15 protein-coding genes are annotated in these 21,204 nt (G+C 42.3%); all 15 read left to right on the top strand.

Features of this window, described 5'->3' with window-relative positions; genetic code table 11:
- The 15 genes from essB to QM968_RS08080 all read left to right on the top strand — a co-directional run bounded on the left by essB (position 1) and on the right by QM968_RS08080 (position 21,172).
- Positions 1-1,290: a type VII secretion protein EssB gene (gene essB, locus QM968_RS08010; RefSeq protein ID WP_414383409.1), complete on the top strand. Its 1,290-nt coding sequence runs from the start codon at positions 1-3 to the stop codon at positions 1,288-1,290.
- Positions 1,291-1,293: 3 nt separating this feature from the next.
- Complete coding sequence (gene essC, locus QM968_RS08015) at positions 1,294-5,718, top strand: type VII secretion protein EssC (protein WP_414383411.1); 4,425 nt, start codon at positions 1,294-1,296, stop codon at positions 5,716-5,718.
- A complete protein-coding gene (locus QM968_RS08020) occupies positions 5,715-6,074 on the top strand; it encodes a hypothetical protein (protein WP_414383413.1) in 360 nt (119 codons plus the stop codon). The genes essC and QM968_RS08020 overlap by 4 nt, the downstream gene beginning before the upstream one ends.
- Before the next feature lie 18 nt (positions 6,075-6,092).
- Complete coding sequence (locus QM968_RS08025; RefSeq protein ID WP_414383415.1) at positions 6,093-8,291, top strand: hypothetical protein; 2,199 nt, start codon at positions 6,093-6,095, stop codon at positions 8,289-8,291.
- Entirely contained in the window at positions 8,278-9,258 is a 981-nt protein-coding gene (locus tag QM968_RS08030) for a hypothetical protein (protein ID WP_414383417.1), read from the top strand. The genes QM968_RS08025 and QM968_RS08030 overlap by 14 nt, the downstream gene beginning before the upstream one ends.
- A gap of 39 nt (positions 9,259-9,297) precedes the next feature.
- Positions 9,298-9,651, top strand: a complete 354-nt coding sequence (locus QM968_RS08035; protein WP_414383419.1) for a hypothetical protein — start codon at positions 9,298-9,300, stop codon at positions 9,649-9,651.
- A 130-nt stretch (positions 9,652-9,781) separates the two neighbouring features.
- Positions 9,782-10,171 carry a hypothetical protein gene (locus QM968_RS08040; protein ID WP_414383421.1) on the top strand — a complete coding sequence of 130 codons (390 nt, stop codon included), beginning with the start codon at positions 9,782-9,784 and terminating at the stop codon, positions 10,169-10,171.
- A gap of 471 nt (positions 10,172-10,642) precedes the next feature.
- Entirely contained in the window at positions 10,643-10,951 is a 309-nt protein-coding gene (locus tag QM968_RS08045) for a TIGR04197 family type VII secretion effector (RefSeq protein WP_414383423.1), read from the top strand.
- 15 nt (positions 10,952-10,966) lie between these two features.
- Positions 10,967-13,747, top strand: coding sequence for a hypothetical protein (locus QM968_RS08050; RefSeq protein ID WP_414383425.1), 2,781 nt, complete (start codon positions 10,967-10,969; stop codon positions 13,745-13,747).
- 1 nt (position 13,748) lies between these two features.
- Positions 13,749-14,216 (top strand): hypothetical protein, encoded by a 468-nt coding sequence (locus tag QM968_RS08055; protein WP_414383427.1) that lies wholly within the window; start codon positions 13,749-13,751, stop codon positions 14,214-14,216.
- A complete protein-coding gene (locus QM968_RS08060; protein WP_414383429.1) occupies positions 14,213-15,097 on the top strand; it encodes a DUF4299 family protein in 885 nt (294 codons plus the stop codon). The genes QM968_RS08055 and QM968_RS08060 overlap by 4 nt, the downstream gene beginning before the upstream one ends.
- Positions 15,098-15,459: 362 nt before the next feature.
- Complete coding sequence (locus tag QM968_RS08065; RefSeq protein ID WP_414383431.1) at positions 15,460-15,684, top strand: hypothetical protein; 225 nt, start codon at positions 15,460-15,462, stop codon at positions 15,682-15,684.
- Positions 15,685-15,898: 214 nt separating this feature from the next.
- A complete protein-coding gene (locus QM968_RS08070; RefSeq protein WP_414383432.1) occupies positions 15,899-20,293 on the top strand; it encodes a PolC-type DNA polymerase III in 4,395 nt (1,464 codons plus the stop codon).
- Between the two features lie 37 nt (positions 20,294-20,330).
- On the top strand, positions 20,331-21,008 hold the full coding sequence (locus tag QM968_RS08075; RefSeq protein WP_414383434.1) for a hypothetical protein: 678 nt from the start codon (positions 20,331-20,333) through the stop codon (positions 21,006-21,008).
- 14 nt (positions 21,009-21,022) lie between these two features.
- Entirely contained in the window at positions 21,023-21,172 is a 150-nt protein-coding gene (locus tag QM968_RS08080) for a hypothetical protein (RefSeq protein WP_009732168.1), read from the top strand.
- Positions 21,173-21,204 lie beyond the last annotated feature (32 nt).

Genomic DNA, 21,204 nt, shown 5'->3' on the forward strand with positions numbered 1-21,204 from the left:
GTGAAAGAAGAACAATTTACACTGGAAGAACAAGTCTTCCGTTTTGAAAAAGAAGAAACCAGCTGGCGACTGGACCTCAAGCGTTCAGAAGTGGATAGCCAGGATTTACGCAATTTATGGATTTTGGATCTCCATCATCCCCTGTTTTTAGAGCAAAGCATGACGGCCGATCAAGACCAGATTCATCTGACCTATCAGACAGATGCGCTGGGCTTGAGTGCAGAAGAAATCAAGGAATTACCCGTATCAGACCGTCTGCGTTTGGCTATGAATGTCTTAGATTTGGCGCCTGCCTTGGAGCTTCCAGTGACCTTCATGGTGCATCCTGTTAATTTGTTTGTCACTAAGGATGCGCAAGTCAAGATTGCCTACCGCGGGGTTCCAGGAATGATGGTGCCACGCAAGTGGGATCAGGTCGAATTCTTGCGCCAGGCTAAGTGCTACGCGGTCACTCTTTTTGGTGACTGGGACTTTATGGAGCTCTATCAAGGCACACTTGAATTAGAAGACCTGCCAGATTTCTTGGTGGAAATCCGTGATGCGGCTAGCCTAGAAGAAATGAAGATGCTTTTAGAAAAAGCCTATCAAGAGCGTAAGGAAGAGGAAGAAAAGACCTTGACCTTGGTATCCAGCCGTCAACACCGAATCTTTAAGCTAGCAACCGTCTGGCTTTCAGCTGTGGTGGCTCTCTTACTCTTGCCGTTGATCTATTTGGTCTTTTTCCAAGCCCCCTTTAAAGAAAAGTTGCTCCAAGCGGATACTGCCTTTCTCAAGGTGGACTACACTGGTGTCATCGATGAGTTGGATGGAGTCGCACCGAGCAGCCTTCCGATGACGCAGAAATATGAGTTGGCGACCTCTTATTTGCAAGGCTTGAATTTCTCAGAGGACCAAAAGAAGGTCATCCTTAACAACGTCACGCTCAAGTCAGACAGTCTCTATCTCCACTACTGGATCTATATCGGCCGTCATGACTTTACCCAAGCCTTGGATACAGCCAAGCGGATCGACGATTCAGACTTGATCATTTATGCTCTTCGCAAAGAAATCAAGGCGACACGTGATAGCGAAAAACTCTCTGGTGAACAGCGCGAGAAGAAACTCTCTGAGTTAGAAGGCGAATATAAGAAATACTGGGATGCTCGCTCAGAGCTCTTGGAGGCAGAAACGGATGAAACCAAAGCATCCACTAGCCACTCAGGAACTCCTGCGTCTACAGAAAGCTCCTCTACAGAGACCTCGTCTTCTACAACCGCAAGCTCAAGTGAGTCTGGCGAACACAAGGAGTAGTCTATGAAAAAACGTATCATACTCTATAAAAAAGGTTTTCGCTATGAGCTAGCACTAGAAGAAGGGAAGACAGCAACCGTATCGAATCAAGAAACGGCTCAGTTGACCATTTCTTCTCAAGAAAATCCTCTTCATTTCCAATGGAGTCAGGGAGAGGTCTTTTATCAGAATGGTGAAGACAAAGGAGTACTTAAAAACAGCAAGATCCTTGGAGATGTGGTCTGCTACTTGGCGACAGGAGAAGTCCATACTTATGAATTGCTTGACAAGGAAGAAATCCTGGTAGCAGATGAAGAGGGTGCGGATGTCCGCGTACACTATCCTGTGCGCTTTCTCCTTGTGAAAAAAGACCAGACCTGGAATTGTCAGCTCTTATCTGGAAAACTCTACCATAACCACAAACTCGTTACTGAAGCGACTGTTCCACTGGCCTTTGGGGATGAGCTGGCGATTGGGGATGTGACCTTTAAGCTCTATACGGAAGAATTTGGCGTGGAAGGGACTGTCGAAGTAAGTCCTTATCTGGTGCCGCGTTTGCATTCGCGTTATGACTTTTACAAAGACTATCCAGAGTACCACCGGTCTCCGCGGATCATCTACCGGAGTTCGGAAGACAAGATCTTGATCAATCCTCCGGGAGCGGAGCCTCAAAAACCATCCGATGAACTCTTGAAGTTGATCATGCCACCCCTCATCATGGTTGGGGTGACCCTCTTGATCACCATTTTCCAACCGCGGGGGCTCTATATCATCGCGACGGTCTCCATGTCTGTGGTCAGTGTGATCTTTTCGGTCCAAGGATTCTTCAAGAATCGTAAAAAATACAAAGAAGACAAGAAAGAGCGCGTGGAGCTCTACCATCTCTATCTCAAGGACAAGGCCAAGGACTTGGAACAGCTCTCTCGGAAGCAACGAGAAGGAATGTTTTACCATTTCCCTGCGATTGCAGACTTGACCAAGATGGTCAAACGCTATGACTCGCGGATCTACGAAAAAACACCGCTACATTTTGATTTTTTGGCCTATCGCTTGGGCTTGGGCAAGGTTCCAACCAGCTACGAGCTCAAATATGGTCAGGAAGAGCGCAGTGGGAAGAAAGATGCCTTGGAAGAAGAAGGCTATGCCCTGTTCCAAGCTCACCAAAAGATTGACAATCTTCCGATTGTAGCTAGCCTTAATCGTGGTCCCGTGGGATATGTCGGCCCTCGTTCTATCGTGCTAGAGCAGTTGCAACTCCTAGTCGCTCAATTGGCAGTCTTTCACTCTTACCATGATTTGACTATCATTCCGATCATTCCAGAAGAGGAAAAAGAAAGCTGGGATTGGATGCGTTGGTTGCCTCATGCGACCCTGCAAGACATGAATGTCCGTAGCTTTGTCTACAATCAGCGGACACGCGATCAGGTCTTGAACAGTCTCAACCAAATCCTCAAGCTCCGCAAGGCGCAAAAAGAGGAAGAAAAAGCCAATGATACCAAGATCTTCCACCCTCACTATGTGGTCCTCATTACCGATGAGACTTTGATTTTGGACCATGTCATCATGGAGTTCTTCCGTGAGGATCCGACAGAGCTGGGCTGCTCCATCATCTATGTAGCAGACGTGCTCTCATCTCTTTCTGAAAATATCCAAACGGTTATCTCCATCAAGGACCGCAACCAAGGGCAATTGCTCTTGCAAGAAGGGGTCCTTCGGGAGCTCGACTTCCAATTGGATCACTTCCCTGAAGGTTATGACAAGGAAGCCATCTCGCGTGGCCTTGCCCCTCTCAAACATATCCAACAGCTCAAGAGCTCAATTCCAGACTCAGTGACCTTCCTTGAAATGTACCAAGCAGAAACTTTCAATGACCTCAAGGTCTTAAGCCGTTGGGAGAACCATGCCCCTTACCAAAGTTTGGCCGTGCCGATTGGTCTGCGTGGGAAGGACGATTTGGTATATCTCAATCTCCATGAAAAAGCTCATGGACCACACGGTTTGATCGCAGGGACGACAGGATCTGGTAAGTCTGAAACCATTCAGTCTTATATCCTGAGCCTTGCCGTTAACTTCCACCCACACGATGTGGCTTTCCTCCTCATCGACTATAAGGGTGGGGGAATGGCCAACCTCTTCAAGGATCTGCCTCACTTGCTGGGGACCATCACCAACTTGGATGGTGCCCAGTCCATGCGGGCCCTAGCCTCTATCAATGCGGAGATCCATCGTCGGGAGCGGCTCTTTGGCCAATATGGGGTCAACCATATCAACCAATACCAAAAGAAATTTAAACTGGGTGAAGCGACCGAACCGCTTCCTCACCTCTTCTTGATCAGTGATGAGTTTGCCGAACTCAAGGTCAACCAACCAGACTTCATCAAGGAATTGGTCTCTATCGCGCGTGTCGGGCGTTCCCTCGGGGTGCACTTGATCCTTGCGACGCAGAAACCTTCTGGGGTCGTGGACGACCAGATCTGGTCCAACTCCCGCTTCAAACTAGCCCTCAAGGTAGCAGACCGTGGCGACTCCATGGAGATGCTTCGGACAGCAGATGCAGCTGAGATCACCCAGACCGGTCGGGCCTACCTCCAAGTCGGAAACAACGAAGTCTATGAACTCTTCCAAACCGCCTGGTCTGGAGCAGACTATCAGCCTGAGAAAGACCAGCTAGGGATCGAAGACCATACCATCTATTTGATTAATGAACTGGGCCAATACGAAGTCCTCAACCATGACCTATCTGGTCTGGATATGGCAGAAGAAATCAAGGAAGTGCCAACAGAGCTAGATGTCATCGTGCAAGAAATCAACCACTTGCACCAACAAGAAGGCATCGCAGCTGTGGCCCAACCATGGTTGCCACCACTCAAAGAGCGGATCACGCTGGATGAGTTGGACAAGGTCGTGCCGATTGAGGCTTGGCAAAAACGGACAGCTCCAAGCGTCCTAATCGGGGTAGCCGATATCCCGCAAGCGCAAAAGCAAGAAGCAGTCGCTATCGATCTGTCAAAAGATGGGAATATCCTCCTTTACGGAAGTCCAGGGACAGGAAAGACGACTTTCCTCCAGACAGCCGCAATGGATCTGGCCCGCAAGCAGAGCCCAGAAAATCTGACCATGTACCTGCTGGATTTCGGAACCAATGGTTTAGCACCCTTGACTCAACTACCACATGTGGCCGATAGCCTCTTGCTCGATCAGACGGAGAAAGTCCAGAAATTCATCCGGATCATCAACCGCGAGTTGGATCGCCGCAAGAAGCTCCTCTCTGAGCATGGGGTCGGCACCATCGCCCTCTACCGTGAAGTGACCGGCAAGCAAGAGCCTACTATGGTCATCCTCATGGATAGCTATGAGTCTATGAAGGATGAGCCTTATGAGACAGACCTCTTCAAGCTCTTCATGCGGATCTCCCGTGAAGGTCTCAGTATCGGAGTGCACTTGATCATCACAGCTAGCCGTCAGAACAACCTACGGGCTCAGCTCTATTCAAACTTCAAGCACCAGCTGACCTTGCCACAAAATGATATCTCTGAAGTCCGCGGTATCGTGGGAGCAACCCCACTGGCATCTACGATGGAAGACATCAAGGGACGCGCCCTCATGAAGCGTGATGAAGTCGATGTCGTCCAGTTCGCCCTACCAGTCGCAGGGGACAATGATATCCAAATCATCAACAACCTCCGCGACCAAGTCCAAAGCCTCAAAGAGATGTGGACAGGCCACACCCCAGCAGGCATCCCAATGGTGCCAGATGAGTTGACAGAAGCAGCCTTCTACGGACGTGAGGATGTAGCAGCCTTGCTGGAGGAAGGAAAAGTGCCACTCGGATTGGATCTGGAAACAGTTGAGCCTGTGACATGGGATCCTGATTTATCAAACTTACTTTATTTAACAAGTAAAGAAAGTCAAATGACAAATCTGCTAAAACAATTAATCCAGTATGGTCAAAAACATCAAGAGCAGTTAGTTGTATTCGCACCTGAACATAATTTCTTACCTAAAATAGAAAATATAGAAGTATTAAGTTCAAAAGAAGATGTAATGGATATGATTGGCGGATTAGCATTAAAGGTTTCTGAGAGACTAGGTAAACGATTGACAGATCACGTAGTTAAAATCATTATCCTTGATTTTGCACATTTTGTAGATGGTTTAGATTCAGTAACACAGCAAAAATTAATCAGTGTATTAGAAAAAGGCTATCGTGTAGGTTACAGTTCTGTAATTATGAGTGATTCAGGTATTTCTAGCCGTTATGATCCTGTAACAAAAGAAGTGAAGAAAATATCACAGGTTCTTTTAGGTCTTCGATACACAGACCAGACCATTGTTACAGCAGTCAATAAACCAATTAGAGAAGGGCAACTAGGCTACCAAGAGCATTATTATATTAGACAAAATACCTTGAATAAAATTAAGGTTTTAGTAGATAAGGAGTCAATATGAGTGGATCAAATATTTTAATACAAATAAGTGAAATTAATTCAGTTTTAAGTGCCTCAAGGGAGAAATTAAAAAAACTACTAGCCGCTAAGAGCAAAGTAGATACGATAGAGATTGCGTTGAAGTATATTCCCGAAAATGCAGAAAGCATAAAAGACTCCTATAATTTATATGGCGCCCCATATGATGTGATGGCTACTGATGAAAAACAAGTTGTTACTCAGGCAAATACAGATTTTAAAAAAGTACGGGATACTGTATCAAATGAGTTAGAACAAGCTATTAAACAAGAAAATACTATTATAAGTAGTAATAACAATTTGTTGGAATCATTGCTAAAACAACCCAGTTTTTTTTAAGAAATTAAGGAGGAGAGTATGACTGAAGTTAAAATTAATAATATTTCAGAATTAGAGTCATATGGAAAGAATATAAAAGACTTCTCTGATAAGTATGAAGTAGAAACCAATGCTCTGTATCGCAATTTTACTGATAAAGCTGGTAGTGATAGTAAAGGAGAGGCGATAAAAGCTTACTTTAAAAAATTAAATAGTATACAGAGTCAAGTATTCTCAGAGTTACCTTCTGCCATTAAAAAATATGGGGAAGTTGTAACAACGTATGTTAGTGAAATTAGAGCGACAGAGTTTGTTGATAAGTGTTATAGTAGCGATACGGGAGCGAATGATTTATCGAGCCTACTTAAAGGGGCACAAACAAATGATATTTTCAATCTATCCAAAGATTTAGATGAAGCTTTTAAACAGGCTGCGGATGCAATGGGAAATTCTCCATATAATACAGAAGGGGTTCTTAATACAGCTACGACAGATTTAGAGAATGCGGCTACTAAACGAATTGAAAAAGATAAGGCGGTACAAGAAGCCTATAGTAAATTTACAAAAAATCTTGAAGACGAGACTAGTTCAATAAAAAGATTCCATGATATCTTAAATAATGCGATTTACTTTACCGATATTTCGAGTTCAACAATTTTTAAAGCTATTGGAAATGGAGAACTTACTGATGAACAAATGTTCTATTTAGATGTACTTAAGACGAAGACAGATGTTCAAATTTTACAAACGATGTTAGGTGATACACCAGGAGATGTTTTAAAAATAGACCCAGAATCAATTTCTTATGATATGTATATAGTTATTGCAGATATACAAAATCATTGGACAACTAGGGAGGATCTAAAAAAATGGCAACACTTTGTAAATGCTTTAGGTGATTATTCAGTTGAACGAAATGACATTTTCACAAATAGTATATTAAAGGCAGAGGATGCTATTGCACAAACATTAATGATCCAAATGTATCAACTGTATGAGGATAAGCCAACTTTACCAGAGAATGCAACTCCTAAACAAATAGAGAAATATGAACAAGATATGAAAAATTATCAAATTGCGTATGATTTCTATCAATCAAAGTTGAATGCAATCAATAGTAATACAGGTTTGATGTACTCTCTACAAGTTTTAGAAATAGGAACTTCAGTGGAGTCCAAATTCTTCGAAAACAGAAGAACAATGGAATATTACTACTATAAAAAGGTGGCAGAAGTTGAATTAAATAACGGTCAGTTTAATATTAAAACAGATAAAGGATTCTTTCAGTTCGACGTTAACACGGCACAGAAAGTTTATCAACAGAGGGCCCTTAAACCTACTGATAAAGACTATACCTGGGGAGAGTATAATGAATACACAGCAACAACGGAATATTCTGATTTTGGAATGGAAGCTTCGGAGTACAGTGAACGGTTAGAAGGACTTCGGAAAGAAAGACAGAAAGCGCATGATGATTTTAACGATAGTATCCTAAAAGCAGTAGCTGAAACAGGAATATCTTTTATTCCATTTGGTTCGACTGCTTTATCGGTCGTCAAGACTTTGGGTGCAGTGAGTGATGGATTTAAAGGTAATGAGTTTCAGTCTAACGGTACGGATGCTATTAAGTCGGCAAGAGATGATTATAAGAGTTTCTATAAGAAAACTACAGGTCAGGATATCCCTGATACAAAATTTGATAAATTCTGGGATCATTGGAGTAAGTTGAGCTCCGGAATATCTGATGGAGTAGAAGCTATAAACACTTATAATTCTGCTATTAGTCAGATTGACCAGCAAACTTCCGAAGCTAGAAACGACTTGATGGAAAAGATTTTGGACTACGGAGGCTGGGACCTATCAGAAAATGGGAAATCTACTATAGCAAATGGAAGAGGTGGGCAATACTATGATTTTAATGCATACCTGAGAGTGCATGAACTAAATGACACAGGCCTAAAAGGTTACATTAATAAGGCGACAAACCTTACTGAGAATGATTTAGATGCTGCGATCAATAAGACATTTACAGAAGAAGACAAACAAACCTATTCGGCTGTCATTTCCTATGTGAGAGGCGAAAAATCAGGTTTAAAATTAGAAGATATGAAACCAGACCAATTGGAAAAATTCACTACTATTGTTAAGAACCTCGGAAGAGATGGTATGTCTGGCTTGGGAGACTATTTTGATAAAGAATACCAAATAGAAGAGGTAAAGCCGTATGGTGCCAAATAGCAAAAACAAAAATAGTATATTTGCCTCTTCTCGATTATTATTAGGAACTATCTTTATTTTTCTTCTTTTTGGCTGTTCAAAACATTTGGAGGATGACCAAAAAAAATCTAGCAGTTCAGATAGAAATGAATATTTCAGTGTTTATAACCTCAATGCGGATATTCACAAATTTGAATTTATTCATGATAAAAACGGTATTATTGTTGAGTGGGATTTTGAAAATAACAAGGTGGCGAAAGCTATTAATTCCTCTGATTGGATTAGAGTAAATCCAAATTTTCTTGTTAGAGAGCGCGAAAAATTAAGACGAGCGACTGCTAGTAAAGAAATGAAGTCAGATGAATATGCATATCTGGACATCTTTGATTTAACCAATAAAAAAGCCCCTAAAAAAGAAATAGATGTTTGGAAATTAATGGTAAATTATTTGAAAAATGATCATATAGAGTTACATGGTACGCTGCCAACGCTTAGAAGAATAGGTGACAATGATTATGTTGTTCTCTCGATAACCGAACAGAAAAAATATCGATACTTTTTACTAAATCTTAGAACTCTAAAAATAGATGCTGAGAAAACAGAGCAAGAGCTTAACGTGAAAAATCAGATTGACATCAGGTTGTTCACAGATGAAAAAAACAGATCGGGTGTTGAGCCTTTTGATAACGGATTTTGGAAATCACAAGATTATAACGGAAACATCAATTTAAAACATTCCGATCGATTAGCATTTAACCTTTTTTCTAAAAAGAATAGCTTTGCTTATAAAGTAATTAATGAGGAGAATGGGACTATTATAAATGGTAGGGAGCTCATCAATCTTGAGACAGAATTTCTGAAAACTGGAATATCTGTTTATGATGGTTTATACTTAGATGCTAAATGGAGTATCGAAGGGAAGACAACCAAAATCACAAACTATGAGGATATACAGAAATATTATAATGGTAGAATGGGGATAAATTAATGTATATAGAATTTAAGAGGAGGAAGTAATTATATGGTAATGGACTCGACAGTTGAAATAGATGTTGCTCATATTCATGGTATTCAAGTTGCTGCAAAAGAACTAGGTGATCAGATCACTGATGGAGCTTCGGCTGTTTCTGATGACTCGGGTTATTTAATTTCATCTGGAACAGATGAAATTAAATCAATAGTGGGGAATGTTGCGACTGTGGTGAGTAAATTAAATAACTATTTAGACCATGTAGCGACATCGTTTTATAAAGCAGATACTTCTATAGCCAGCTCCATTGCAAAAGGTGGTGTGGTAGAATCGTATGGAAAACCGAAAAATGATACTACAGATACATCGCCTACTGATGGTGAAAAAGCTGCAGCAGATAGTTTACCTTGATTTTTTATATAATATAAGTATTATATAGAGATAGCAAATACTAGGAATTAGTTTTATCTATTACATTAAGGTTTATATATTTTTGGTATGAAAGTGGTAATTAACTTTTCTAATGGAGGATTCCTAGTCAATGGATAAACAAAATAAACAACAAGAGAAGTTGGACCTACTCTATAAGGATCAGATGAGGTTGGATCTTCAGTTAGAGGATAATCAAGATGAGCAAAAAGCGCTCTATCAGTTGCGGGAAGATCTTGAGTATTCTCAAGGAGATGCTCTTTATCAGCTCAATGATTTACTTTTGATGGGGGTAACACCTTCTCATCGCTCCTTTTATATTCAACTACTAGAACAGATGGATGCGACAACTCGAAAAATCTATTTGGATTTAGATGAGCAGGAATTGCAACTAAAAAAGCAGTATCGTGAGACAGAGCGTCAGCTTGAAATGGTTCAGAAGAAACGCACTCAACTCTTAAATGAGCTAGCTGAAAAAGAAGCAAATCAAAAAAGATATTAGAGAGAACCAGGGTTCTCTCTTTTTGATCCCCTCAACTCTCCCTAACTAGTAATTAATTTGATTTCCAAAGTAATTTCAGGTATGATAGTAAGGTAGCGCTTTTGAGTCGGACTTTTAATTCTCACAAGCAATGAGGAATGTAAATGAAAACTGAGATAGATTTAGCTATCTTTTAAGAGTATGATCACTATTCGTTTGGGCTTCGTTCAAGTAAGAGGTAAAGTTGACTCCAAGTACAACAGAACAGATTACTAAGATGCTTCATTTGATAGAATATTTTCAATTATTCAACATGCTCTATCATAAATGAGGAGAACTCACTTAGGCAAGCCATTGCTTCGTTTTTGATTTAGTTTAGAATGATAAAAGTGATGAATAATTAATATAAAGGTCAATGAAGACTTGATTTATATGATTTATCATATAAATACTTCTCTACCAAACACTCTTCTTCAATGAAAGGATATTTTTATGGCAATTCAATCAAATGATACAGTTCATTCCTATGCGGATAGCATTGTGTCTGCATCAAATTCAGTGAGTTCAGCTATTGGGACAAAAGATGATGGCAATGTTTATCAAGGTCAGGCAGGAATGGCCAGCAATATCGATAAAGATAAAAATACAGGTGAGCAGGCGAAAGAGAGGGCTATCGACTTTATTCAAGTGCTTCATGGAATTCATGCAGAGTTCCAGACGACAGATGCTTCGATTGCAGGATATATCAATAGTAATACAGGGACAGGAAGCGAAGAACTGTATAGTTCGGCAAAGCATTGAGAAAGGAAGAGATAGATGGTTAAAGTAAACTACGGTGCCCTTCAGACAATGTCCTCTACAACTTCAAGCGCTTCTCAAGCGCGTGTGGCAGGCTACAAGCAACTGATCAATGCCTTCAGTACATTTAGTGGCTCATATGAACTACAAGGAGATGGTTATGATGCTGCGCGTACTTATGCGTCAGGAATTATGGTTTCCTATTATCAAGCTTGTATCTTATATTCTGAAGCTGTTGCAGACGCTGCAGACTACCTTGCTGACACCTATACAGCGCTATGTGGTTCAGAGAGTTTGGATGAGGAGGAGCTCCAAACTGAAATTAATAACGCAACCAGAGGGAGTATGCAAGTTAGTTCTTCTATTGCAAGTTTTGAACGAAGAGATAAACTCACTGATACACAGAAAGCTTCATTAGAATCATTACGTAAACAAGCATCTGAACTGGATGAACAAATTAGAGTAGCTACTGAGAAATTAGAGCACTTAAGAGCCTTTGATACTGCTTCTGCTTCAGCCTGCACCGCAGCAAATGATGCTGCGGCAACAATCGCTTCTGCAGAACATACTCTAGGTGTCTCTTTTGGTGCTAGAACTTTTGAATGTACAACAAGTACGGATTGGGCTACCACTGTTGCAACAAAATGGGAAGCTCGTGCAGTTAACCTACAAGAATCCTATGATAAGGCTCTTCAGAAATTATATAACGGAGAGGAGCTAACAGAATCGGATCTTACAGCAATTGAACGGTATAATAGTGAGTATCCAGGAGTGGTAGATCAGGAAATTCTACAATATACCAAAGAAGTGCGATCTTTAAAAGCTGAGGAGATGCGTTATAGAGTAGTTGTAGATAAAGTTATTGAAGGAAAACAATTAACTAGTGGCGAAAGAAAGTTTGCCAAAGAATTTGCAGCTAAATATCCTGATTTAGAAATAAATAAGGTTATATTGAGTACAGTAGAGAGACAGGAAAGTTATAAGAAGATTATTGAAAAAGCAAATAAGGGCAAAGAATTAAATGCAGGAGAGCTTGACTTTTTAATAAATTATTATAAGGATTATCCAGATGTTTCAGTACCGAAATCAGTATCTAAATCTTTGAAAAATCGAAAGTTTGAAAATAAAATTAGTCAGTCAAGCCTTGCAAATTTAGAAGAAAGCTATGGATATGCTGTGAAAGACTACGAACGCTATCTTAATACTGGCCAGTATGTATATACAAAAGGCGGTGTTACTCTACAAGAAGCAGCATATATTTATAGAGTTTATAACCTTAAAAAGTCTAGTGGAGAGGACACTTTACAAGAAAGAACAGATAAAAAGAAAATGTTTGCAAATCTTCGAGCATCGGATAAAAAGAAGATTGATTCAAAAACATTAACGGAGCTTAGTTCAGACCATATTGAATTTATGACTGGTCGTACATCTATTGAGTTCGATTATATTTTTGGATCAGATGCAGATAAAGCGAAAAAGGATTATGAATATTATCGTTTCAACGAACTGATGAAAAAGCAACCTATTGATTGGCGTGATCCAGATTATATGAATAAACGTAATCAATATATTTTAAAAACAGGGAAAAATCCATCAACGGGGGAAAAAGCAACCAAAGACGAAATATTTGTGGCTAAGAATTATGGATGGGTGAAAGGTACAACAGATGTTGCGACTGCAACAATTGACCTTCTCGATAATTTGGGGATCTTTCAGTTAGCTATGACTAAAATTTCTAGACCTAAAATCGATACTTCAAAAATCGTTAAGGAAATAAATATATCTGATACAGCTACAGTTCCCAATACTCATGCGGATGTGAAAATACCAAAACTCAAGCCAGCTAAAACGGTGGATCTGGAGGTGCCAGTAAAACCTAAAGTTGATGTAAAAGTGCCAAAAATCAAACCAGTTGAAGCAGTGGCTGGAACAACAACTATGGTTCCAAAATCCAAGACGCCAGATATTGATGTGTTGACAAAACCGAAAGATTTATCTACTATAAAGGGCGAGGCTGTTGAACATGTAGGAACAACTAAGCCGAAGGTTGAGTTGGATGTGCCAGAGGTGAAGGAACCAACAACTCGAGAAATCATTGACTCTAAACTGCAGGAGTACGGTGTTTCTTGGGATGAGTTTAATCGACTAAGGAATACGCATGTGACAAAAATGACACCGTCTGAATATGATATGATGCTTGATATTCGTAATACACTTCCAAAACCGGATACTTCAACAGTAATGCAAAAGATTATGCCGATTGATGCTGAGGGTTGGATGTTTAATCAAGAAGAAGACGCGACCGCTGGTGGTTATGTAGCGAAGCGTTCAGATGTTAAAAATATTACAAATATTCATGAAGCGGTTGAAGGATTACGTCTTGACTATGAGGGTTCTCCTTTTGTTGAAACTATGATTGATTCCAATGGAAATAGGGTAGCAGTACGTGATCAGAATGGTAATTTGAAGCTTAAAACAGACGCTTATCTTCGCCTAGAGTACACGACTGATGACACTGACTTTATTACGATTCCATATGGAGATATTGATGGAAATTTACTTGATGTGAATAGTAATATTATAATGGATTCTAAAGGTAAGCCTGAGAAAGTAATCGACCCTGCAAGCGGAAATGGTTTTATAAAATCAGATTCAGATGAGTTTTTGGTTCCAGAATATCGTCATTCAGATAGAAGTAGACTTAAGCAAGGTTCCAAATTATATCTAAATGTTGGCGGAGAAGAAGTCTTAGTTGGTATAGTTGATAAAGATGGTAAAATGGTGTATGTGAAGGGATAGTATGCGTAAAGAATTTCTAGTCTATCAAAACAAAGTATACTCTAATTTTGTGAATTATATAAATAGTTATATCCTGCTTTCGGAAGATCCAGCGATGTTGGATGAAGGCTACATCCCCTATAGTTCCTATGTTTCCGATGCCGGTGAAGGTATATACGGAAAGCTTGTTTCTTACAGCGAGGTTAGTCAAAGGTATGTGGTTTATGATCGTGTCTTGTATAAAGATCATGAATTTCAAATTGCTGGTCAAAAGCGTGGTGATGATGATTATACAGCACCTGATTCCTACGTGCGACTCCTGGTTTTTGATAAAGAATTTCTAATTGAAAACAATTTAGCTAATGATGCGGTGTTAATGGATGATAAATATGGCCAGACCATGTATGCTTCAGGAAAAATCCCTATCAGCGAAGTAACAATTCTACGTCGTAGAAAAAATCTACCGGTAGACAGAAGGAAGAAAAAATGAAATCAGTTATTTTTACAATTAAAAGCACTCAATCACTAAGTATTGGAGAGGTTCTTCAAGCAGAACTCTTTGAATGTTACAGCGTTTCCGCTAAGGATGCAGGATTAAAGCCATCTGCAGACTCTCTTATTTCGGATTTCCATTCTGTTCAGTTTGGAGTCAAAGGGAAGTCTAGTTTAGGTTTCCGTCTAGCTTTTGACGGTCAAGCCTATCAGGTATCTGTTCCAGATTTGGCGACAGCTTCTGACTGGACTGGGGCCTTGATGTTTTTGAAAACATTGCTTGTTCTCTTAGATGTAAGTGTGTGTGAACATGATGGCATGGAGTATGATAAAGATTCCATTCTTGATTTTCATTTCACTGACATTTTTTTATCAGCTCTTTCAGAATTGACTAAGGAAGTAAAAGATCATCCTATCGTGGAAATTATGGGGGTGAAACGTCCTATTTACATCAATGAACTCTATCTAGGGCAAATTATCCATGTGCCGGATGATCAACTCTTAAATAGTTATGACCAGCGTTTGCGCTTCACCCAACAGTTGAATGCTTATTACTCTGAGCAGCAAGTTTTTAAAGTAGAGCAAAATGGTGAGGATATCATTATCCCTATCAATTATCTAAATAGTGAAGCGCGGACAGTCCTACCAGCATACCCTGAGTTGGAACCTCAATATTTGCAACAGTATCGAGGAAGTAAGGTTGCAGTAGCACGATTATTCATTATGACAGCCGATGGTGAAAAACTAGCCGAGGTTCCTTATCGACAATTCTTAGAGTCGTTGACCGAGGGCATCTATATGTTGGATGCCAAATACGTTCTGGTTGACCCGATTTCACCTGATAGATTGCAACAAATCATCGATAATTTACCAAAATAGCTAAAGTTAGGGATTTTATATTCTGTAAAAAATTTAAAGGATTACAAAATATGGCTCTTTATCAACTGTAGTGAGTTGATAAAAATTTAAAAAAGGAGATACGTAGAATAGTCTCTTAGTTTGTTAAAGTTTTGAAACCTTTAATATCTTTAATATCTTTAATATCTTTAATATCTTTAATATTTTTGATCAGTTGATGAGTGTTTTCAATATCACAAACGAAAATAACTGCCCAACTGACAGTTGCTTTCCTAAGGAGTTTAAGACCTTATTTCAATCTCATATATTTTGTGGCTCTTCCGATACCTTCTCGCTGGCTCTCGCCTCTAGCTACCAATTTTCTTATTCTTTCAGATGCGATAATGTCAAGTATGTATCCAAAAGCAGAAGAAATATTTTCTGAAAAAGAATCCATGATTGGTATTTTGGGTAAAAAACCTGAATTAGAAGAATATTTACCAATTCTTAAACTTTTTGATAGAGAAGGAGAGAATCTATTTTCGGATGTGACAATTCCTGCAGAGTATTCTGTAGATGGTAAGGAATATATAGTGAATAGTCAGGAAGAATTTTTATCGTTATTATAAAAGGTGAGAAGAAAGAATGAATACTAAAGAATATTAACCCAGACATGAAAACAAATCACCGACCTATCGGTGATTTTTTCGTCTTCACTTCTCCCTCGAATTAATCCTTAAATTGTGATAAAATAAGGGTTACTAATGTTTTTGAATGGCCTGTTTTTGCTTAGAAGCGGGTCACTCAAAAGCGAGCAAAAGAATCAAGATCAAGGGAGAAACAATGTCCAACACCTTTGAAATTTTAATGGATCAGCTGGATATGCCGCTGGAGATGCGATCTTCCAGTGCCTTTTTGCATGCGGAGATTCAAGAAGTCGTGGTGCACAAGGTCAGTCGAGTCTGGGAGTTCCGCTTTGCTTTTGCGGAAGTCTTACCGATTGTTTTGTTTAAGGAATTGCGCCAGCGCTTGAAGGATGAATTTTCAAAGACGGGAAACCAGGCGACCTTTACCATTCAAGTGGCTAATCCGGACTTTTCTGCGGATTTATTGCAGGCCTACTACCGGGAGGTTTTTGAGGAAGGCCCTTGCGCTAGTCAAGGCTTTAAGGGGCTCTACCAAGACTTGCAGGTGCGCGCGGAAGGGCAGGAATTGATCATCTCAGGGCCTTCTTCGGTTGATACGGAGCATTTTCGTAAGAACCATTTGCCCAATCTTGCCAAGCAGTTGGAAGCCTTTGGTTTTCCGCATTTCACCTGTCGGGTGGAGTCTGATGAGGAGTTGACAGAGCAAGAAGTGGCGCGCTTTGAGGAGGAAAATGAAAAGATCTTCCAAGCGGCCAATGAAGAGACTTTGCGGGCTATGGAATCCTTGGCCCAGATGGCTCCGCCACCAGCAGTTGAAGAAAAGCCGGTCTTTGATTTTAAGGCTAAAAAGGCTGCGGCTAAACCCAAGCTAGACAAGGCTGAGATCACTCCGATGATCGAGATCACGACAGAAGAGAACCGGATTGTTTTTGAGGGTGTGGTCTTTGACGTGGAGCACAAGGTGACACGGACCGGTCGGGTCTTGATCAGCTTTAAGATGACCGACTATACCTCGAGTTTTTCTCTTCAGAAATGGGTCAAAAATGAGGAAGAAGCCCAGAAGTTTGACATGATCAAGAAGAACAGCTGGCTACGAGTGCGGGGAAATATCGAAATGAACAATTTCACGCGCGACTTGACCATGAATGTCCAAGATATCCAGGAAGTCGTGCATTATGCCCGCAAGGACCTGATGCCAGAGGGTGAGCGCCGGGTAGAATTCCATGCGCATACCAATATGTCGACTATGGATGCCCTGCCGGAAGTCGAAGAGCTGATCGCCAAGGCAGCTGAGTGGGGCCACAAGGCGGTGGCCATTACCGACCATGGCAATGTGCAGAGCTTCCCACATGGCTTTAAAGCAGCCAAGAAGGCTGGGATCCAGCTGATCTATGGGATGGAAGCCAATGTTGTAGAGGACAAGGTGCCCATCACCTATAACGAGGTGGATCTAGACCTCAATGAAGCGACCTATGTGGTCTTTGACGTGGAAACGACGGGACTTTCAGCCATTTACAATGACTTGATCCAGGTCGCTGCCTCTAAGATGTACAAGGGCAATGTCATTGAGGAGTTTGACGAGTTTATTGATCCGGGCCATCCTCTGTCGGCCTTTACGACCCAATTGACAGGGATCACCAATGAGCACGTCCGTGGGGCTAAGCCCTTGGTGCAGGTCTTGAAGGAATTTCAGGCCTTCTGTGAGGGAACCGTTCTCGTTGCCCACAATGCTACCTTTGACGTGGGCTTCATGAATGCCAACTATGAGCGCCATGGTCTTCCGAAGATCACCCAGCCAGTCATCGATACACTGGAATTTGCTCGCAACCTCTACCCAGATTTTAAACGTCATGGTTTGGGACCTTTGACCAAGCGGTTTGGAGTGGGCTTGGAGCACCACCACATGGCCAACTACGATGCGGAAGCAACGGGGCGCCTGCTCTTTATCTTCATCAAAGATGTCGCTGAAAAGCATGGGGTGACCAATCTCAAGGATTTGAATATCGATTTGATCGATGAGAATTCTTATAAGAAGGCGCGGGTCAAGCATGCGACTCTCTATGTCAAGAACCAGACCGGCCTTAAGAATATGTTTAAACTGGTCTCGCTGTCTGGGACCAAGTATTTCGAAGGAGTCCCACGAATTCCCAAGACCGTGCTGGATGCCCACCGCGAGGGCTTGATCCTTGGATCGGCCTGCTCAGAAGGGGAAGTCTTTGATGCGGTCATGTCACAAGGCGTGGATGCGGCGGTCGAAGTGGCCAAGTACTACGACTTTATCGAGGTCATGCCACCGGCTATCTATGCACCCCTCATTGCCAAGGAGCAGGTCAAGGACATGGACGAGCTCCAGACCATTATCAAGAGCTTGATTGAAGTGGGAGATCGCCTCGGCAAACCCGTTCTTGCGACAGGGAATGTCCACTATCTGGAGCCGGAAGATGAGATCTATCGGGAGATCATTGTCCGCAGTCTCGGTCAAGGGGCCATGATCAACCGGACCATCGGGCACGGAGAAGATGCCCAGCCAGCGCCACTTCCGAAAGCGCATTTCAGAACCACCAATGAAATGCTAGATGAATTTGCCTTTTTGGGAGAAGACTTGGCGCGCAAGATTGTTATTGAAAATACCAATGCGCTCGCAGAGACCTTTGAGCCGGTCGAAGTAGTCAAGGGCGACCTCTATACGCCATTTATCGACAAGGCCGAAGAAACGGTTGCGGAATTGACCTATCAGCGAGCCTTTGAGATCTACGGTAATCCGCTCCCTGATATTGTGGATCTGCGGATTGAAAAGGAATTGACCTCCATCTTGGGGAATGGGTTTGCCGTGATTTATCTGGCATCGCAAATGCTGGTGCACCGTTCCAATGAGCGGGGTTACTTGGTGGGTTCACGGGGATCCGTTGGATCCAGCTTTGTCGCGACCATGATCGGGATCACTGAGGTCAATCCGCTCTCGCCTCACTATGTTTGCAGCCAGTGCCAATACAGTGAGTTCATCACAGACGGTTCTTATGGATCTGGTTTTGATATGCCCAATAAGGACTGTCCAAACTGTGGACACCAACTCAGTAAAAACGGCCAAGACATTCCCTTTGAGACCTTCCTTGGTTTCGATGGGGATAAGGTACCCGATATCGATTTGAACTTCTCTGGGGAAGACCAGCCCAGCGCCCACTTGGATGTTCGGGATATCTTTGGGGAAGAATATGCCTTCCGGGCAGGAACGGTAGGTACCGTCGCAGCCAAGACTGCCTATGGTTTTGTCAAGGGTTATGAGCGTGATTTTGGCAAGTACTATCGAGATGCCGAGGTCGAACGCTTAGCTCTCGGTGCCGCTGGGGTGAAGCGGACGACCGGTCAGCACCCGGGGGGGATCGTTGTTATTCCAAACTATATGGATGTCTATGACTTTACTCCGGTCCAGTATCCGGCAGATGATGTGACAGCTGAATGGCAGACCACCCACTTTAACTTCCACGATATCGATGAGAACGTCCTCAAGCTCGATGTCCTGGGACACGATGACCCGACCATGATTCGGAAACTTCAAGACTTGTCAGGCATTGATCCGAATGATATTCCTATGGATGACCCAGGTGTCATGGCCCTCTTCTCAGGAACCGATATCCTAGGGGTCACACCGGAGCAAATCGGTACTTCAACTGGTATGCTGGGGATTCCAGAGTTCGGAACTAACTTCGTTCGAGGCATGGTGGATGAGACCCATCCAACCACCTTTGCGGAGCTCTTGCAGCTCTCTGGTCTGTCTCATGGTACCGACGTGTGGTTAGGAAATGCCCAAGACTTGATCAAGGCGGGCATTGCCGACCTATCGACCGTTATCGGGTGTCGGGATGACATCATGGTTTACCTCATGCACGCAGGACTCGAGCCTAAGACGGCCTTTACCATCATGGAGCGCGTGCGGAAAGGCATGTGGCTCAAGATCTCAGAAGAAGAGCGCAATGGCTACATCCAAGCCATGAAGGAAAACAATGTTCCTGAGTGGTACATCGAGTCCTGTGGGAAGATCAAGTACATGTTCCCCAAAGCCCATGCGGCTGCCTACGTTATGATGGCCCTTCGTGTGGCCTACTTTAAGGTGCATCATCCTCTCTATTATTACTGTGCCTACTTCTCGATTCGGGCCAAGGCCTTTGACATCAAAACCATGGGTGCAGGCCTTGAGGCCGTGAAAGCTCGGATGAAGGAGATTGCTGAGAAACGCAAGAACAACGAAGCTTCCAATGTGGAGATCGATCTCTACACCACCCTTGAGATTGTCAACGAGATGTGGGAGCGGGGCTTCAAGTTTGGCAAGCTAGACCTCTATCGCAGTCAGGCGACAGAATTCTTGATCGATGGGGACACCCTGATTCCACCATTTGTCGCGATGGATGGTCTGGGAGAGAACGTTGCCAAGCAAATCGTGCGGGCGCGTGAAGAAGGAGAATTTCTTTCTAAGACTGAGCTCCGCAAGCGCGGCGGTATCTCGTCCACCCTGGTTGAAAAGATGGATGAGATGGGGATTCTTGGCAATATGCCAGAGGATAATCAACTCAGTCTCTTTGATGATTTGTTTTGATGGATTCAACGATCCTCGCTCAGTTTGAGGTTGGCTAATGATAGAAAAGAAAAAAAGAGCAATACCCTGGAAGTCAGGGAAAGTCATTTCCATTCGCCTACGAAACGGCGTCTATGTCTTAGCACAAATGGTGCGAGAGCCCTATCTGGTATTTTTTAACCTTTTTAAGGAGGAAAATAGCTGGAAGGTAGTGACCTTGAAAGAGGAGAATATTCTCTTTTGTAAAGCAGTCACTCGTCAGTTTCTACGCTCTAGTCCTATGACGATTGTCAAGGACCTTGATCCCCTGTTAGATTATCGGTTACCCAAAGAATGGATCTATAGCCATATGGGTGGGCATTCGATTACGGTTTCGGTGAAGGGACGGGAGCGCCAAGTAGCTGGTTTTGGCCAACGGCTTTCCTTGGTTCAGGCGGACAAGGAAAGTGGCCAACCAGAGGACAATGCTCTAATGGGACTCTTCCAAGCCTATATCCTACCAGATATCCAAGAACAGGATTGGGAGCGAGTCGGGCAGGCTGAGCTCATGTCTCTCGAAGTTTTTCCAACGCTCAATGAACGTCTCTATCTCTGCTTTCTTTTTGGGAAAAATGTGAATCCAGAGCTAGATATCTCATTAGGAAAGCCCCTGCCAGATGAGTATGAAACCTATCTCGATATTCTTAGCAACAGCCCAGAAGCACGACGTCTCTATCTGGGTGAGGAGGATGACTAAGAAAGGAATAGAACATGACGGTTGTCATTTTTGCGGAAGACAAACCTGCTGAAAAAGTCTTTGTCGATAAGCTAGAAGTAGCTGACAAGGTGCTGCTCCTTTCCACCACTATGCTCTTAGGAGCGATTGCTCTAGTCAGCTTATATTCAGCCTTGAAAGATTAGATGATAGCCTCTATTTTCTTTTTGAAAATAGA

It is taken from the genome of Streptococcus sp. OMI870 (assembly GCF_047460295.1).
Lineage (GTDB): Bacteria > Bacillota > Bacilli > Lactobacillales > Streptococcaceae > Streptococcus.

Coding starts and splice junctions, on each gene's coding strand:
- QM968_RS08065 (WP_414383431.1), top strand. CDS start 15,460: ATGTCAAGTATGTATCCAAAAGCAGAAGAAATATTTTCTGAAAAAGAA.
- QM968_RS08035 (WP_414383419.1), top strand. CDS start 9,298: ATGGACTCGACAGTTGAAATAGATGTTGCTCATATTCATGGTATTCAA.
- QM968_RS08075 (WP_414383434.1), top strand. CDS start 20,331: ATGATAGAAAAGAAAAAAAGAGCAATACCCTGGAAGTCAGGGAAAGTC.
- QM968_RS08040 (WP_414383421.1), top strand. CDS start 9,782: ATGGATAAACAAAATAAACAACAAGAGAAGTTGGACCTACTCTATAAG.
- QM968_RS08050 (WP_414383425.1), top strand. CDS start 10,967: ATGGTTAAAGTAAACTACGGTGCCCTTCAGACAATGTCCTCTACAACT.
- essC (WP_414383411.1), top strand. CDS start 1,294: ATGAAAAAACGTATCATACTCTATAAAAAAGGTTTTCGCTATGAGCTA.
- QM968_RS08070 (WP_414383432.1), top strand. CDS start 15,899: ATGTCCAACACCTTTGAAATTTTAATGGATCAGCTGGATATGCCGCTG.
- QM968_RS08030 (WP_414383417.1), top strand. CDS start 8,278: ATGGTGCCAAATAGCAAAAACAAAAATAGTATATTTGCCTCTTCTCGA.
- QM968_RS08045 (WP_414383423.1), top strand. CDS start 10,643: ATGGCAATTCAATCAAATGATACAGTTCATTCCTATGCGGATAGCATT.
- QM968_RS08080 (WP_009732168.1), top strand. CDS start 21,023: ATGACGGTTGTCATTTTTGCGGAAGACAAACCTGCTGAAAAAGTCTTT.
- QM968_RS08020 (WP_414383413.1), top strand. CDS start 5,715: ATGAGTGGATCAAATATTTTAATACAAATAAGTGAAATTAATTCAGTT.
- QM968_RS08060 (WP_414383429.1), top strand. CDS start 14,213: ATGAAATCAGTTATTTTTACAATTAAAAGCACTCAATCACTAAGTATT.
- QM968_RS08055 (WP_414383427.1), top strand. CDS start 13,749: ATGCGTAAAGAATTTCTAGTCTATCAAAACAAAGTATACTCTAATTTT.
- QM968_RS08025 (WP_414383415.1), top strand. CDS start 6,093: ATGACTGAAGTTAAAATTAATAATATTTCAGAATTAGAGTCATATGGA.